The organism is Hydrogenophaga sp. SNF1, from assembly GCF_034421675.1.
GTDB lineage: Bacteria > Pseudomonadota > Gammaproteobacteria > Burkholderiales > Burkholderiaceae_C > Hydrogenophaga > Hydrogenophaga borbori.
On record NZ_CP139793.1, the window covers coordinates 3,591,688 to 3,607,991 of the forward strand.

The window sequence follows — 16,304 nt, forward strand, 5'->3', positions numbered from 1 at the left end:
CGCTTCGCGCCCGCAGGAGCTTTGCCATGAGCCAACAGAAAAAGGTGTTCATCAAGACCTTCGGGTGCCAGATGAACGAGTACGACTCGGACAAGATGGCCGACGTGCTGGGCGCCGCCGAGGGCTACGAGCCCACCGACGACCCCGAGCAGGCCGACCTCATCCTCTTCAACACCTGCTCGGTGCGCGAGAAGGCGCAGGAAAAGGTGTTCTCGGACCTCGGCCGCGTCAAGCACCTCAAGCAAAAGGGCGTGCTCATCGGCGTGGGCGGCTGCGTGGCCAGCCAGGAAGGCGACGCCATCATCCAGCGCGCGCCCTTCGTCGACGTGGTGTTCGGCCCGCAGACCCTGCACCGTCTGCCCGAGCTGCTGGCGCAGCGCCAGCAGCAGGCGCGCCCGCAGGTGGACATCAGCTTCCCCGAGATCGAGAAGTTCGACCACCTGCCGCCCGCCAAGGTGGACGGCGCCTCGGCCTTCGTCTCCATCATGGAAGGCTGCTCCAAATACTGCAGCTACTGCGTGGTGCCCTACACGCGCGGCGAAGAGGTGAGCCGCCCCTTCGATGACGTGCTGGTGGAGATCGCCGGCCTGGCCGACCAGGGCGTGAAGGAGGTGACGCTGCTGGGCCAGAACGTCAACGCCTACCGCGGCGCCATGGGCGGCACCAGCGAGATCGCCGACTTTGCCCTGCTCATCGAGTACGTGGCCGGCATCCCCGGCATCGAGCGCATCCGCTACACCACCAGCCACCCGAACGAGTTCACGCCGCGCCTGATCGAAACCTACGCCACCGTGCCGCAGCTGGTGAGCCACCTGCACCTGCCGGTGCAGCACGGCAGCGACCGCATCCTCATGGCCATGAAGCGCGGCTACACGGCCATGGAATACAAGAGCACGATCCGCAAGCTGCGGGCGATCCGGCCCGACATCTCCATGAGCAGCGACTTCATCGTCGGCTTCCCCGGCGAGACCGAGGACGATTTCAACAAGATGATGAAGCTCATCGAGGACGTGGGCTTCGACAGCAGCTTCTCCTTCATCTTCAGCCCGCGCCCGGGCACGCCCGCGGCCAACCTGCCCGACGACACGCCGCACGAGCTCAAGCTCCAGCGCCTGCAGCACCTGCAGGCCACCATCGAGGCCAATGTGCGGCGCATCAGCGCCAGCCGCGAGGGCACGGTGCAGCGCATCCTGGTGGAGGGCGCCGCGCGGCGCCCGGGCCCGAACGGCGCGGCCGAGCTCATGGGCCGTACCGAATGCAACCGCATCGTCAACTTCGACGGCGGCCCGAACGGCGCGCGCCTGGTCGGCCAGATGATCGATGTGCGCATCACCCAGGCCCTGCCGCACTCGCTGCGCGGCGAGGTCATGGTGCGCGAAACCGCCTGAGGCCGGTCCTGCGGTGATCGGGCGCGTGAGACCCTCCTCGCTCTCGTTCCAGCAGCTGCTGCTGGTCGCCTTCCTGCTGATCGGCGCGCTGCTCGGCGGCGCGGCGGTGCGCACGCTGTTCTCGCTGGAGACCCTGCTCGGGCAGAGCCGCGAGGGCACGGCCCAGGCCATCGCCCTGTCCACCGCGGCGCAGTCGCTGTCCGAGCGCAGCCTCACCATGGAGCGCGCGGCGCGCCAGTCGCTGGTGCTGCGCGACAGCCAGCTGCGCCAGCGCTTCAGCGAGGCCGCCAGCCAGGCGCGCGACATCCTGCAGCGCCTGCAGGACAACGAGCTGCCGCCCGAGTTCGCGCAGAACTGGCGCGAGCAGATGCAGGCGGTGGCCGAATTGCTCGACGGCCCACCCGAGACCGCGCTGGACCGCGAGCGCGACGTGGCGCGCGCCTTCCGTGAACTCGACGGCCACAGCGCGGCCATCGCGCAGAAGGTGCAGTCCATCATCGCCGCGCGCAACGCCGCACTGCAGGCCGGTTTCCAGCGCAGCCAGGAGCAGCTCACGCAGGTCGTCACCGGCGCCATCCTGCTGGCCGCCGGCATGGCCCTGGGCTTTGGCGTGTGGCTGGCCAAGCCCTTCAAGCGGCTGGAGCGCGCCATCGTCTCCCTGGGCGAGAACCGGCTCGACCAACCGATCGACATCGTCGGCCCGAGCGACGTGCGCCGCGTCGGCCAGCAGCTCGACTGGCTGCGCCTGCGACTGACCGAACTCGACGCCGACAAGGCGCGCTTCCTGCGCCACATCTCGCACGAGCTGAAGACGCCGCTGGCCTCGCTGCGCGAAGGCGTCTCGGTGCTGGGCGACGGCGTGGCCGGCGCGCTCAACCCCGACCAGGCCGAGGTGGTCAACATCCTGCAGCACAACACCCAGGTGCTGCAGACACAGATCGAGGCGCTGCTGCGCTTCAACGCCGTGGCTTTCGAAGCCCGCCAGCTCCGGCGCGAGCGCACCGACCTGCGCGGCCTGCTCGACGACCTGGTGGAAGAGCAGCGCCTGCACTGGCAGGCGCACGGCCTGCAGGTGCGCGTCGAGGGCGATCCGGTCTGGCTGCAGGTCGACCGCGAAAAAATGGCCTCGGCCATCGGCAATCTGCTGCTCAACGCCATCCGCTTTTCGCCGCAGGATGGCACCATCCGCCTGGTGCTGCTGGGCCTGCCGGGGCGCGTGAGCATCGACATCGTCGACCAGGGGCCCGGCGTGGCCGAGGCCGACCGCGACCGCATCTTCGAGCCCTTCTTCCGCGGCCAGCGCCAGCCCGACGGCGCGGTGCGCGGCACCGGCATCGGCCTGTCCATCGTCCATGAGTACATCGTCGCCCACGGCGGCCGCGTCGAGCTGCTTGACAGCCCTGCCGGCGCCCATTTCCGCATCGAGTTGCCCCATGCCACATGAACCCGCGCGCCCCACGGCGCCCGCCCGCTTCGATCCCTCCCCCGCCCGGGTCGGGCTCTGGCTGGCCACCTGCGCCCTGAGCGCCTGCGCCACCACCCCGCTGCCGCCGCCGCCCGCCCCGCCCATCGCCAGCAGCGCGCCCCGGGCGGCGCCAGCGCCGATGAGCCCCGCCGCGCCCCAGGCAACCCAGCCGGTTCATCCGCCCGCCGCCGCGCCCGTGGCCGCCGCGGCGGCCCCTGCCCCGCAGGCCCCCTCGCTGGTGCAGCCGGCGTCGCCCAGCGCGACCGAGGGCGAGGCCGCCGCCCGGCTGCTGCGCTACGCCGACCGCGTGCGCGGCCTCAGCCCGGCCGAACTGAGCCTGGAGATCGCCGCCATCGGCGACCCTGGCGGCGCGCCCGAACGCCAGCTGCAGCTCGCCCTGGCGCTGATGCACCTGAACCAGCCGGTGGAGACCGCGCGCGCCCTGGGCCTCGCGCAGCGCGTGGCCAACAGCGCCGCGCCCGACAGCGCGCCGCTCAAGCCGCTGGCGCGCCTGCTGGCTCAGCGCCTGCTCGAACACCGCAAGATCGAAGAGGCCCTGGACAAGCAGAACGCGCAGCTGCGCGAGCAGCAGCGCCGCATCGACCAGCTCAACGAGCGGCTCGAGGCCATGCGCGCCATCGAGCGCAGCATCAACAACCGCCCGCCGGCGCCCGCGGCCCCCGCGCCGCGCGCGCCCTGAGAAAGCCCCCATGAGCACCGCACGGCCGCCCGAAGGGGCTCGCACCGCAGCGCGTCACGCGAAGGACATCCCATGAGCGACGTCCCCCACCACCGGTCGCGCATCCTGGTCGTCGACGACGACCCCGACATGCTGCGCCTGCTGTCCATGCGCCTGGGCGCGGCCGGCTACCAGGTCACGGCGGTCGGCTCGGCCGAGGCCGCGCTGGCCCAGCTGGAAATCGAGCGCCCGCAGCTGGTGCTGTCCGACGTGCGCCTGCCCGGCCGCGACGGCCTGGCCCTGTTCGCCGAGGTGCGCTCGCGCCACCCCTCGCTGCCGGTCATCCTGCTCACCGCGCACGGCACCATTCCCGATGCGGTGGAGGCCACCGCGCGCGGCGTGTTCGGCTACCTCACCAAGCCCTACGAGGCCAAGGAACTGCTCGACAAGATCACCCAGGCCCTGGCGCTGAGCACGCCCGCCGGCCCGTCGCGGCGCGCCGACGAGGCTTGGCGCAGCGACATCGTCAGCCGCTCCAACCGCATGGACGACCTGCTGGCCGAGGCGCGCATGGTCGCGCAGAGCGACGCCAGCGTGCTGTTGCGCGGCGACTCGGGCACCGGCAAGGAAATGCTGGCGCGCGCCATCCACAAGGCCAGCGCGCGCGCCGGCAAGCCCTTCGTGGCGGTCAACTGCGGCGCCATCCCGGAGGCCCTGCTCGAGTCCGAGCTGTTCGGCCACGTCAAGGGCGCCTTCACCGACGCGGTGGCCAACCACAAGGGCCTGTTCCAGGCCGCCGACGGCGGCACCCTGCTGCTCGACGAGATCGGCGACATGCCACCCGCCCTGCAGGTCAAGCTGCTGCGCGTGCTGCAGGAGCGCGCCGTGCGCCCGCTGGGCTCCAGCCAGTCGGTGCCGGTGGACGTGCGCATCGTCTCGGCCACGCACCGCGACCTGGAGGTCGCCATGGCCGAGGGCCAGTTCCGCGAAGACCTGTACTACCGCCTCAACGTGGTCACGCTCACCCTGCCCACGCTGGCCGAGCGGCGCGAGGACATCCCGCTGCTGGCCAATCACTTCCTCTCCAAGCTGGCGGCCAAGTACGGCAAGCGCAGCTCGGGCTTCGCGCCCGAGGCGCTCAAGGCCCTGACCATGGCCACCTGGCCCGGCAACGTGCGCCAGCTCTACAACGTGGTCGAGCAGGTCTGCGCCCTGTCCACCACGCCGCTGGTGCCGCTGGCCCTGGTGCAGCGCGCGCTGCGCACGCCCACCATGGAGGTGCTGAGCTTTGCCGAGGCGCGCCAGCGCTTCGAACGCGCCTACCTGGTCGACCTGCTCAAGATGACCGACGGCAATGTCGCCGACGCGGCCCGCCTGGCCCAGCGCAACCGCACGGAGTTCTATCGCCTGCTGCAGAAGCACGCGCTCACCCCGGGCCTGTTCAAGAGCGACGGCTCCGGCGCCCCCGAGGCCGGGGGTGACGAGGCTGTCGCCGATACGTGACACGAAAAGATCGTTGATTCTTTTCGATATTTTTGGGCACCCCCCTCCCCCTGTCGCCGGTCGGCGACAAAAAACGCGGGTTTACCCTAGTGCCGACGCCCTGGGTGGCCGACCGGCCCGTCGAGGCCCATCCAAGCCATTGATTTAAAAGGCTTTTCCCCCACTGGCACAGGCCTTGCCCTCAAGGGGGCATGCCTTTGGTTTTTTCCCTTCCCCTGCCGGCCCTGCGCTGGCGCCTGGGTGGCCTGCTGGCCGCGCTGGCGCTGGTGTCCTCGCCGGCCCGGGCCCTGAGCTGGGAGCAGCTCTCCCACCTCGCCCAGACACGCGCCGCGGAGCCCTGGCGCGAAAGCGGCGACAAGCTGCCCCCGGCCCTGGCCGACATCACCTACGACCAGCTGCGCGACATCCGCTTTCGCACCGAGCGCTCCACCTGGCGTGAGCTGAACCTGCCCTTCGAGGTGCAGTACTTCCACCTGGGCCTGTACCAGACCCAGCCGGTGCGCATCCACGAAGTCGCCCCCGACGGCCAGGTGCGCGCCCTGCCCTACCGCGCGCAAGACTTCCACTTCGGCAAGAACGGCTTCGACACCAGCGGCTGGGGCGACCTGGGCCACGCCGGCCTGCGCCTGCACTACCCGCTCAACAACCTCGCCTACAAGGACGAGCTGGCCGTCTTCCTGGGCGCGAGCTACTTCCGCGCCCTCGGCGCGCAACAGGGCTACGGCCTGTCGGCGCGCGGCCTGGCCATCGACACCGTGGGCGGCAACGGCGAGGAATTCCCGCGCTTCAGCGAGTTCTGGCTGCGCCGCCCGAGCGCCGATGCGCGCGAGGTGACGGTGATGGCCCTGCTCGAATCGCCGCGCGTGACGGGCGCCTACGAATTCGTCATCCGCCCCGGGTTCACCACCACCATGAACGTGCGCCTGCGCCTGTTCGCGCGCGAAGGCGCCGCGCCGGTCAACACCCTGGGCATCGCGCCGCTCACCAGCATGTTCCTGTCGGGCGAGAACCAGCCCCTGCCGGGCGACTTCCGCCCCGAGGTGCACGACTCGGACGGCCTGATGCTGGTCACCGGCGAGGGCGAGTGGATGTGGCGCCCGCTGCAGCGGCCCAAAGCCATTGCCGTGAGCTCCTTCACCACCAGCAACCCGCGCGGCTTCGGTCTGATGCAGCGCGACCGCCGTTTCGCCAGCTACGAGGACGTGGAGGCCCGCTACGAGCGCCGCCCCAGCGCCTGGGTGCAGCCCGTGGGCGACTGGGGCCCGGGCCGCGTGGAGCTGGTGCAGCTGCCCACGCCCGACGAGACGCACGACAACATCGTCGCCTACTGGGTGCCGGCGCAGCCGCTGGTGGCCGGCCAGCCGCTGGAGCTGCGCTACGACCTGTCCTGGCAGGGCGACGAGCAGCAGCGCCCGCCCGCCAGCTGGGTCACGCAGAGTCGCCGCGGCTATGGCTACACCAAGCTCAGCGCCGCCGAGCAGGCCGCCCAGCCCAAGTTCGTGCTCGACTTCGCCGGCCCCGCGCTGGACGCCCTGCCCGCTGGGGCCAGCGTCGAGCCCAAGGTCAGCACCAATGCCAACGGCCGCGTGCTCGAGGCCATCGCCTACCCCAACCCGGCCACGCGCACCTGGCGCCTGAGCCTGCGCGTCGAGCGCATCGACCCCACCCAGCCGGTCGAACTGCGCGCCTTCCTGCAACACCAGCAACACACCGTGAGCGAAACATGGACGCAACTTCTGCTGCCCGAATGAAGCCCCGCAGCCTGCTGCGGCAAGAGCGCCACCCGAACGCGGTGACCGCGCCCCCCATCAACCGCGGCTCCATGGCGCCGCGCCCCTGGCGCGGCTTCTGGAACAGCATCGGGACGGTGCTGCTCAGCACGGCCAGCGGCCTGCTGCCGCCCTATGCCCAGGGCCAGGCGCCCGCGCGCGCCGGCGCGCCGCTGGAGCCTTGGCAGAACGCCGCCAACTGGCGCCGCGCGATCTTCGTGGCCCTGACCCTGGCCTGGACGCTGATGGCCGGCCTGATGTTCTGGGAACTGCAGCCCACCAGCGGCAACGGCCTGCTGCGCGTGGCGCAGCTCACCCTGTTCGTGGTCCTCTCGGCCTGGGTGCTCACCGGCTTCGTCACCGCGCTCATGGGCTTCTGGGTCTCGATCTTCGGCGACCGCCACACCCTGCGCGCGGCCGAGGTGCGCGACCACGCCATGAACCCCGAGGCGCGCACCGCCATCATCATGCCCATCTGCAACGAGGACGTGGCCACCGTCTTCGCGGGCCTGCGCGCCACCTGCGAATCGCTCGCCGCCACCGGCGAATCGAAGGTGTTCGACGTCTTCGTGCTGTCCGACAGCTACGACCCCGAGATCCAGCGCGCCGAACGCGCCGCCTGGGAAAGCCTGCGCAGCGCCCTGGCCACCAGCGGCCTGCCCTCCATCGAGGTCTACTACCGCCTGCGCACGCGCCGCAGCCACCGCAAGGCCGGCAACGTGGCCGACTTCTGCCGCCGCTGGGGCAAGGACTACCGCTACATGGTCGTGCTCGACGCCGACAGCGTGATGAGCGGCCGCTGCCTGGTCGACATGGTCAAGCTGATGGAAGCGCACCCGCGCGCCGGCATCATCCAGACCGCCACGCAGGCCGTGGGCCACGCCACGCTGCACGCGCGCTCGCAGCAGTTCGCCTCGCGCGTCACCGGCCGCCTGTTCACGCTGGGCATGCAGTTCTGGCAGCTCGGCGAGTCCCACTACTGGGGCCACAACGCCATCATCCGCGTCGAGCCCTTCATGAAGCACTGCGCGCTGGCCCCCATCAAGGGCACCGGCGGCATGTCGGGCGGCATCATGTCGCACGACTTCGTCGAGGCCGCGCTGATGCGCCGCGCCGGCTACCACGTGTGGCTGGTCTCCGACCTGCACGGCAGCTACGAGCAGCAGCCGCCCGACCTGCTGAGCGAGCTGCAGCGCGACCGCCGCTGGTGCCAGGGCAACCTGCAGAACGCGCGCCTGATGGCCGAGCCCGGCATCCACCGCGTGCACCGCAGCATGTTCGCCATTGGCGCCATGTCCTACCTGTCGGCGCCGCTGTGGCTGGGCTTCCTCACCATCGGCACCGCCCTGTGGGTGGCCGACAGCACCCTGCTGCCCGACTGGCAGGCCCTGCCCGCCGAACTGCGCGGCCTGTGGGTCTGGACGCTGTGCCTGCTCTTCATGCCGCGCGTGCTGGGCCTGATCGCCGTCTTCCTCAAGCGCGAGCAGCGCCAGTTCGGCGGCGCGGGCACGCTCATGCTCAGTGCGGTTGCCGAGACCCTGCTGGCCGTGCTGCAGGCGCCGATCCGCATGCTCGCGCACTCGCTGTTCGTGCTGGTGGCCCTCACCGGCCTGAAGCTGGAGTGGAAGTCGCCCCCGCGGGAGGCCAGTGGCGTGAGCTGGGGCGATGCCGCCCGCCGCCTGGCGCCCATGACCGCCGTCATTGCCCTCATGGGCGCGGGCGTGGCGCTGCTCAACGCCGCCGCGCTGCTGTGGCTGGCCCCCGTGGCCCTCCCGCTGCTGCTGGCCATCCCGCTCACCGTGGCCACCAGCCACGTGGACCTGGGCCAATGGATGCGCGCGCGCGGCGTGCTGCTGATCCCCGAGGAATCCTGGTCGCCGGCCGTGCTGCGCCGCGCGTGGAAGCACGCGAGCCGGCTGGCGCTGAAGGCGGTTTGATCAGCGCTCGCGCAGGCTTTCGTCGGTGTGCCGCAGCAGCGGCGCCAGGAAGTACTCGATCACCCGGCGCTGTCCGGTCTTGACCTCCACGCTCACGGCCATGCCGGGCGACAGGCGCACCTCGGAGCCATCCACGTCCAGGCTGGTGCGCGCCAAACGCACGCGGCTGGCGTAGATCAGGCCACGCCGCTCGTCGCTGATGGCGTCGTGCGAGACGCTGGCGAGTTCGGCGTGCAGCGTGCCGTACTTGGTGAACTGGAAAGTCTCCACTTTCACCTCCGCCACCTGGCCTTGGCGCAGGAAGCCGATGTCCTTGTTCTCGAAGAAGGCCTCCACCTCCAACGGCTGGTCCGCCGGCACGACCACCATCAGCGACTGCGCGGGTGTGACCACGCCCCCTTCGGTGTGCACCGCCAGCTGCTGCACCGTGCCGTCCACGGGTGAGGTGAGCCGCGTGAGTCGGCCCCGTGCCTCGGCCTTGATGCGCTCCTGCGCCAGTGCGTCCAGGCGCTGCTGGGCCTGCTCGATGCTGTCCAGCGCGGTTCGGCGCGTCTCAGCCGTCAAGGCGCGCTGCTGCGCGCGCGCTTCGTCGAGCGAGGAGGCAATCTCCTGCAGGCGGTTGCGCTGCGCGGCCAGGTCGGCCTCCATCTCGATGCGCGCCTGCTCCTGTTCCAGGTAGCCGTGGTGGGACACAAAGGACTGCGCCACCAGGTTGCGGTAGTCCTGCGCGCGCTGGGTGGCAATGGGCAAGGTCTGCTCCAGCTTGCGCACCAAGGCCTGCGTGGCGCGCCACTCGGCCTCGCGGCTCGCGGTGTCGGCCGCCACCCGTTCGCGGCGGGTCTGGTACTCCGCGTACTGGCCTTGCAGCAAGCGGGCGGCCTCCTGGCGGCGGGTGGCATCCACCTCCCTCAGCGGCGGCAGGCTCGGGGCACCAGAGCCGTCCAAGGCCATCAGCAGCGCCTGCCCACGCATGAGCTGCAGCAGCGCGGCCGTGTGCTCGGCCGCCAGCCGATCGGCGTCGGCCATGGACGCCGTGGGGTCCAGCTCGATCAGCACCTCGCCCGCGCGCACGAACTGCCCATCGTGCACATGGATGGCCTTCACCATGGCGGCCTCCAGGGGTTGAACGGTTTTGGTTCGGTCGCTGGGCACCACTTTGCCCTGTCCGACCGCCACCACGTCGATGCGCCCGAACGTGGCCCACAGAAGCGCAATGAGCAGGAAGGCCACAACAAGCCCCATGGCCAGGCGCGGCGCGGGCGAGAGGGGGGTTTCCTGCAGGGCCAGCGCGGCCGGCAGGAACTGGGTCTCGTGCGCCGGGCGCGGCGGCGCGTCCAGCGCCGCGCGCTGCGCCCAGACCTGGCGCCACACGGCGCGGTGGCGGCCCAGCAGATCGCGCAGGGCCTGCCATTGCAGACGGAGTTTCATGCCCATCCCTTCACGCCTGCTGCAGACGCCACAACTGGCCGTAACGGCTGCCCGGGCGCGCCAGCAGCTCGGCGTGCGTGGCCGACTCCACGATGCGACCGCGCTCCATCACCACGATTCGATGCGCGTCGCGCACCGCGCTCAGCCGGTGCGCCACGATGATCACCGTGCGCCCCTGGGCAATGCGCTGCATGTTCTGCTGCACGATGCGCTCGCTTTCATAGTCCAGCGCACTCGTGGCCTCGTCCAGGATGAGGATGCGCGGGTTGGTCATGAGCGCGCGCGCGATCGCAATGCGCTGCCGCTGCCCACCGGACAGGGTGGAACCATGCTCACCCACCATCGTGTCGTAGCCCTCGGGAAGCTCGGCAATGAACTCATGCGCCCCCGCCAGGCGAGCGGCGCGCACCACCGCTTCCAGCGGCGCGCCCGGGTCGGCCAGGGCGATGTTGTCGCGCACGCTGCGCGCGAACAGCACGTTCTCCTGCAGCACCACACCCACCTGGCGGCGCAGGGAACTCGCATCGGCCATCAGCAGATCGATGCCATCCACCAGGACCCGCCCGCGCTCGGGCGCGTACAGGCGCTGCACCAGCTTGGTCAGGGTGCTCTTGCCGGAACCCGAACGCCCCACCACCCCCACCACGGTGCCGGGTGCGATGTCCAGCGACAGGTCGCTCAACACCTCGGGCCCATCGGGCCGGTAGCGGAAGTGCACCCCCTCGAACGTGACCCGCCCCGCCAGGGGCGGCAGCGCCGCCTTCTGGCCCGACACCTCGGTGCGAGCGTTCAGGATGTCGCCCAGGCGCTGCACGGAAATGCCGGTCTGCTGGAAGTCGGTCCACAGGTTGGCCAGGCGCATCACCGGCTGCGCCACCTGGCCCGCCAGCATGTTGAAGGCGATCAGCTGCCCCACGGACAGATCGCCCTCGATGACGAAGCGCGCACCGAAATACAGCGTGAGCACCGTCACCGCCTTGGAAATCAACGTGACCCCGCTGTTGGCCAAGGTGCCGATGGTGGCCGTTCGGAAACTGGCCGACACGTAGCCCGCGAGCTGCTGGTCCCAGCGGCGCGTCCACTGCGGCTCCACCGCCATGGCCTTCACCGTGTCGATGCCGCTGATGGTCTCCACCAGAAAGGCCTGGTTCTCGGCACCGCGGTTGAACTTCTCGTGCAGGCGAGCGCGCAGGATGGGCGTGCACACCGCCGTCACCAGCACGTAACACGGCAGCGAGGCCAGCACGATCAGCGTGAGCCAGCCGCTGTAGTACGCCATCACCGCCAGGAAGACGATGGAAAACAGCAGGTCGAGCACCACCGTGAGCGCGTTGCCCGTGAGGAAGGCGCGGATGTTTTCCAGCTCCCGCACGCGCGCCACCGAATCGCCCACGCGCCGGGCCTGGAAGTACTGCAGCGGCAGGCCCAGCAGGTGCCGGAACAGACGGGCGCCCAGCTCCACGTCTATGCGACTGGTGGTGTGCGCGAATACGAAGCTGCGCAAGCCGCCCAGCATCACCTCGAATACCACCACCACCGCGAAGGCGATGGCGATCACGTCCAAGGTGGTGTAGCCGCGGTGAACCAGCACCTTGTCCATCACCACCTGGAAAAACAGCGGCGTAATGAGCGCGAACAACTGCAGCGCGAAACTCACGCCCAGCACCTCCAGCAGCAGGCGGCGGTACTTCACCACGGCGGGAATGAACCAGGTGAAATCGAACTTCGCCATGTCGCCCGCGATGGAGGCGCGCGAGGTGAAGAGGATCAGTTCGCCGGACCACTGGGCCCGCAGGGCGTCGAGGCTGAGGGATTCCGGCCGGCCAACAGTGGGAGACTGGATCAGGGCGCGGCCTTCGTCGATGCGGGCGAGGAGGAAAAAACTGGTGTCGCCGGTGGCGCCCTTGCACGGTTCACCGTGCTGCGCACTGCTGGCCCGCGACGCACCGATCCCGATCGCCGGCAAGGGCGTCTTCGCCAGCCGCACCGGATCCACGCGCACGCGCTTGGCCACCAGCCCCAGTTTCCTCGCAGCCAACAGCAGGCCCTGCGCGTCCAGTGCACGGCCATCGTGCGCGAACTCGTGCGCGATCTGGTCCGGGTCCGCCGCCACGCCATGCAGTCGGGCGATCATCACCAGGCAGGCGATGCCACTGTCCTGCTCGGTGGCGCGCCTTGGCGGCAGCGGCGGCGCGCCCTCCGCGCGCGCGGGCCCCGAGGCGTCCGGCGCCTCCAGCGTCGGGTCCGACATGCTGTTCTCCTCCCAAGGGTTCTTGTCGTCAGTTCCAGGCTGCCGCGATCACCGGAGTCAAGGCGACCTGCTGCTCGGGCGTGAGTGAGGTCTGGCCCGGTGCGGGTGGAGCGAAGGCGGCCATCGCGTTGACGAGGGAGTCGACTTGACTGAACAGCAGCCTCTGGCCGTCGCTCAGGTGCATCTCCTCGATGAGGTAGTTGGAGCCGGCGTACCAGTTCGTGATCTGCACCTGACCGCCATCACCGAGCACCTGCACCCGCAAGTCATTGCCTGAGCGGGAGAACCACAGATCCTCTTCGGTGATGCCTGCACCAAAGCTGAGCTGGTCCAGGTAAATGCTGCTCGTGCCGTGCGTGCCGTAGTCGCTGATGGTGTCCGAGCCATCGCCCCGGTTGAACACATAGGTGTCGTTGTAGCCACCGCCCGTCATGGTGTCGTTGCCCGCCCCACCAATGAACGTGGTGGACTGCTCCGCACCGTTGCTCAGCTTGAGCACGTCATCCCCCGCTCCGCCGTCGAGCGCGTCCCAGCTGCCCACCGCCGTCAGCGTGTCGTTGCCCTCACCGCCCATCAACCGATCGCTGTAGTGCAGCGTGCCGCTGATGGTGTCGTTGCCAGCCGTGCCGGTGTTGCTCGTGCTCAGCGCCAGCTGTGCCAAGTCGTTGTGCGTCCAGACCGTTCCATTCGAGAAACCGATCTGCTCGATGCGCTGGTAGCCGCTGCCATCGTTGAACCAGTTCTTGATCGTGATCTGGTCGCCCGGCACACCCGCCACCGTGACCACCAGATCCACGCCCACGCGACGCGCGCCGATGTCGCTGGTCGCGATGCCCTGGCCGAAGTTCAGCCGGTCCAGGTAAATGCTGCTCATGCCGTGCGTGCCGTAGTCGGTGATGGTGTCCGAGCCATCGCCCCGGTTGAACACATAGGTGTCGTTGTAGCCACCGCCCGTCATGGTGTCGTTGCCCGCCCCACCAATGAACGTGGTGGACTGCTCCGCACCGTTGCTCAGCTTGAGCACGTCATCCCCCGCTCCGCCGTCGAGCACGTCCCAGCTGCCCACCGCCGTCAGCGTGTCGTTGCCCTCCAGGCCAATCAGCCGGTCGCTGTAGGTTCCCGTTCCACTGATGGTGTCGTTGCCGGCCGTGCCGGTGTTCGTCGTGGCCAGCGCCAGCTGCGCCAGGTTGTTGTGGGTCCAGACCGTCCCGTCAGCGAAGTTGATTTGCTCGATGCGGTAGAAGCCATTGACCTCGCTGAACCAGTTCTTGATCGTGATCTGGTCGCCCGGCACACCCGCCACCGTGACCACCAGATCCACGCCTACCCGGCGCGCTCCCACGTCGCTCACGGCGATGCCTGCACCAAAGCTGAGCTGGTCCAGGTAAATGCTGCTCGTGCCGTGCGTGCCGTAGTCGGTGATGGTGTCCGAGCCATCGCCCCGGTTGAACACATAGGTGTCGTTGTAGCCGCCGCCCGTCATGGTGTCGTTGCCCGCCCCACCAATGAACGTGGTGGACTGCTCCGCACCGTTGCTCAGCTTGAGCACGTCATCCCCCGCTCCGCCGTCGAGCACGTCCCAGCTGCCCACCGCCGTCAGCGTGTCGTTGCCTTGACCGCCATGGAGGTACTCGGACCCAGCGGCGTTGCCAGCGATGCTGTTGTCCAGCGCATTGCCAATCACCGTGAACCCGGCTTGCGCGGCCGAAACGGTAAACGACGTGGCCTGCGTCCCCATCCATGCCAGCCTCTCCGCTGTCAGCAAGGCCATCACGTCCGGCGTAATCTCCACCGACGTCAGCACCGCGGCCATGGTGTCTTCAAACGCCCACCCCACACCCTTCAGAACCTCACTGCCATAGCGCCTAAGGTCCGTCAGGTCTTTGATCGCATTGAGCGCATCGGTCTGCGCTCCTTGCAGCGCCAGCGCCTGAAGGCCCGAGGTGTCGAAATGAACGCCATTTCCATCCACCGTCAGCTCCACCGCATCCAGATACGGCTTGAGCCGCGTCTGCATCACCAGCGCGCCATACACGCTCTCTCTCAGCGCCTCATACGCCTGCTGCAAGAACGCCACCTGCTGCGCCGCCGGGTTGATGGAGTAGCCCGTCACTCCATTGACCGTGCTGCCCGACTGCCCCGCCGGCATCGCGCTGCCCAGCTGCGCATAGAACCGGCTGCCATTGAACGCCTCCAGCACGCCGATCATGTTGCGGTACTGCTCACCGGTCATGCCCGCCGGCGGCGTCAGCGTCACCGCGCCCCCCAGGTAGCCTTCCAGGCTGCTCCAGTAGCTCGAGGTCCGTGCCCATTCGGTGATGAGGTTGTCGAGCAAAGCCCTCTGCGCCTCCCGCGTGCCCGCTGCCGCGAACGCCGCCACCGCCGCCTCCAGCTCATCGGCCTGCGCGCCCGTCAGGCTCATCGCCGCCCTCAGGTTCCTCACCATCCCCGAGCCGTTCATCTGCGGCAGCGCATGCGCCGCCTGCGTGATCACCACCGGGTTGCCCGCCTCGTCCACCACTTCTGGCGGGATCTGCGAGAAGAAGCCATTGGCCTCCAGGTCGATCGCCCCCACCGTGCGGTTGACCCCATTGCGCGTGAACGTGGTGCTCAGCGCCACCCGGTTGTTGTTGATCGTCTGCCCCGCCTGCGGGCCACTGGCGCTGCCGTTGAGCCCAATGCGCGTGATGCCCAACGCATCGAGCCCGCTGAGCTCGCCGCTTTGGCTGATGCCGTCCTGGTTCGTATCGCGCCAGACCTGCAGTTGGGCCCAGGCAGCGTCCGCGCTGGTGATCTGGCCGTCGGCGTTCGAATCCAGATCAGCCAGCGCGTCGAAGCCCTGCGTGGCCATCTGGCCGTTGCTCTTCACCGTGTCCACGCCGAAGAGTTCCCGGCCGGAGTCGATGCTGCCGTTGGCGTTCAGGTCGCGCACCAGCAAGCCATCGTCGGGGCGCGCCCAGCCAGTGCCCGTCTTGATGCCGTCGGCGTTGTGGTCGAACAGCACGTTGCCGCTGGCGGCAGAGAGTTCCAGGCCGTCGCCGTCGAGGTCCAGCACCAGCGGGTCGCGTTGAAGAACGACGGCTCGGGCGGAAGTGAACGCGGTGTTGAGCAGGGGATTGACCAGGAAGAGCGGGTCGCTTTCGATGACTTGGTGGATGGCATTCCACATGCGACCGACTTGCGTGTTGTTCAGCCACTCCTTCACCGTATCGATCAGCCGGCCCCATTCTTCGAAGTTCGCGAAACCCGGAACCTCGTCAATCCATGTTTGTGCCTGTTCTTGATAGGTAGGGTCAAACCTCAGCGAGCTAACGATGTGATAGAGCTCAAAATTTACGGCGAGCGCGTCCCAACCATCGCCACCGGTGTCTCGAACCTTTCCCCAAAGGGCCTCAACCGCCTCATCGCCTTGGGTCTGGCGAACCAGTTCCATGGGGGTGTTGAGGGTCCAGTTGTCGAGGGAGAGGTTGTGGTTTGCGAAGACAGCTTCGTGAATTTCTTTTGTATCGCGATAGTCGATGTCGCTGGAAAGCACCCCGCCATCACGATCTGCATATCGGATGAGGACATCGACGTAGCGCGTCGCCATCTGCATTCGAATCGAATCCAGTGTCGCCTCTGGCAAGTTACGACACTGCTCACCGCCCCACCCCATCATGGCCGTGCCCGTCAGGAAGTTCACCGCTGACACGCCGGCAATGGTGCTCTCACTCGCGACCCCACCGGCCCAGCCGGCGTAGCTGTAGCCCTTGCTGTAGAGATCGGCATAAACCTGCTCCACATTGGCCAGCGTGCCGTTGGCAAGTTGCTGAGAGTAGGCTTCAAGTTGCGCGGTGGTCAGTGCTTGCGGTTGTGACATGGGTTTCCTCCTGAGCGTTGGTGGT

9 protein-coding genes are annotated in these 16,304 nt (G+C 68.9%); 6 read left to right on the forward strand and 3 right to left on the reverse strand.

What is annotated here, in order from left to right; genetic code table 11:
- Positions 1-26 precede the first annotated feature (26 nt).
- From miaB to mdoH, 6 genes are all read left to right on the forward strand, one after another.
- Positions 27-1,388 carry a tRNA (N6-isopentenyl adenosine(37)-C2)-methylthiotransferase MiaB gene (gene miaB / locus SOM08_RS17285; RefSeq protein ID WP_116960863.1) on the forward strand — a complete coding sequence of 454 codons (1,362 nt, stop codon included), beginning with the start codon at positions 27-29 and terminating at the stop codon, positions 1,386-1,388.
- A gap of 25 nt (positions 1,389-1,413) precedes the next feature.
- The gene (locus tag SOM08_RS17290) at positions 1,414-2,832 is read left to right on the forward strand and encodes an ATP-binding protein (RefSeq protein WP_116960877.1); all 1,419 of its coding nucleotides are present in this window, start codon (positions 1,414-1,416) and stop codon (positions 2,830-2,832) included.
- Positions 2,822-3,553 carry a hypothetical protein gene (locus tag SOM08_RS17295; protein WP_322469375.1) on the forward strand — a complete coding sequence of 244 codons (732 nt, stop codon included), beginning with the start codon at positions 2,822-2,824 and terminating at the stop codon, positions 3,551-3,553. The genes SOM08_RS17290 and SOM08_RS17295 overlap by 11 nt, the downstream gene beginning before the upstream one ends.
- 72 nt (positions 3,554-3,625) lie before the next feature.
- Positions 3,626-5,035: a sigma 54-interacting transcriptional regulator gene (locus SOM08_RS17300; RefSeq protein ID WP_322469376.1), complete on the forward strand. Its 1,410-nt coding sequence runs from the start codon at positions 3,626-3,628 to the stop codon at positions 5,033-5,035.
- A 191-nt stretch (positions 5,036-5,226) separates the two neighbouring features.
- On the forward strand, positions 5,227-6,786 hold the full coding sequence (locus tag SOM08_RS17305; RefSeq protein ID WP_116960860.1) for a glucan biosynthesis protein: 1,560 nt from the start codon (positions 5,227-5,229) through the stop codon (positions 6,784-6,786).
- Positions 6,783-8,741 carry a glucans biosynthesis glucosyltransferase MdoH gene (gene mdoH / locus SOM08_RS17310; protein ID WP_181936578.1) on the forward strand — a complete coding sequence of 653 codons (1,959 nt, stop codon included), beginning with the start codon at positions 6,783-6,785 and terminating at the stop codon, positions 8,739-8,741. Before SOM08_RS17305 ends, mdoH begins: the two co-directional genes overlap by 4 nt.
- Here mdoH and SOM08_RS17315 read toward each other — a convergent pair whose 3' ends face one another.
- The 3 genes from SOM08_RS17315 to SOM08_RS17325 are packed head-to-tail and all read right to left on the reverse strand — an operon-like array spanning position 8,742 to position 16,279.
- On the reverse strand, positions 8,742-10,169 hold the full coding sequence (locus SOM08_RS17315; protein ID WP_322469377.1) for an HlyD family type I secretion periplasmic adaptor subunit: 1,428 nt from the start codon (positions 10,167-10,169) through the stop codon (positions 8,742-8,744).
- A gap of 10 nt (positions 10,170-10,179) precedes the next feature.
- Complete coding sequence (locus SOM08_RS17320; protein WP_322469378.1) at positions 10,180-12,420, reverse strand: type I secretion system permease/ATPase; 2,241 nt, start codon at positions 12,418-12,420, stop codon at positions 10,180-10,182.
- Positions 12,421-12,448: 28 nt separating this feature from the next.
- On the reverse strand, positions 12,449-16,279 hold the full coding sequence (locus tag SOM08_RS17325; protein ID WP_322469379.1) for a calcium-binding protein: 3,831 nt from the start codon (positions 16,277-16,279) through the stop codon (positions 12,449-12,451).
- Between the last annotated feature and the right edge of the window lie 25 nt (positions 16,280-16,304).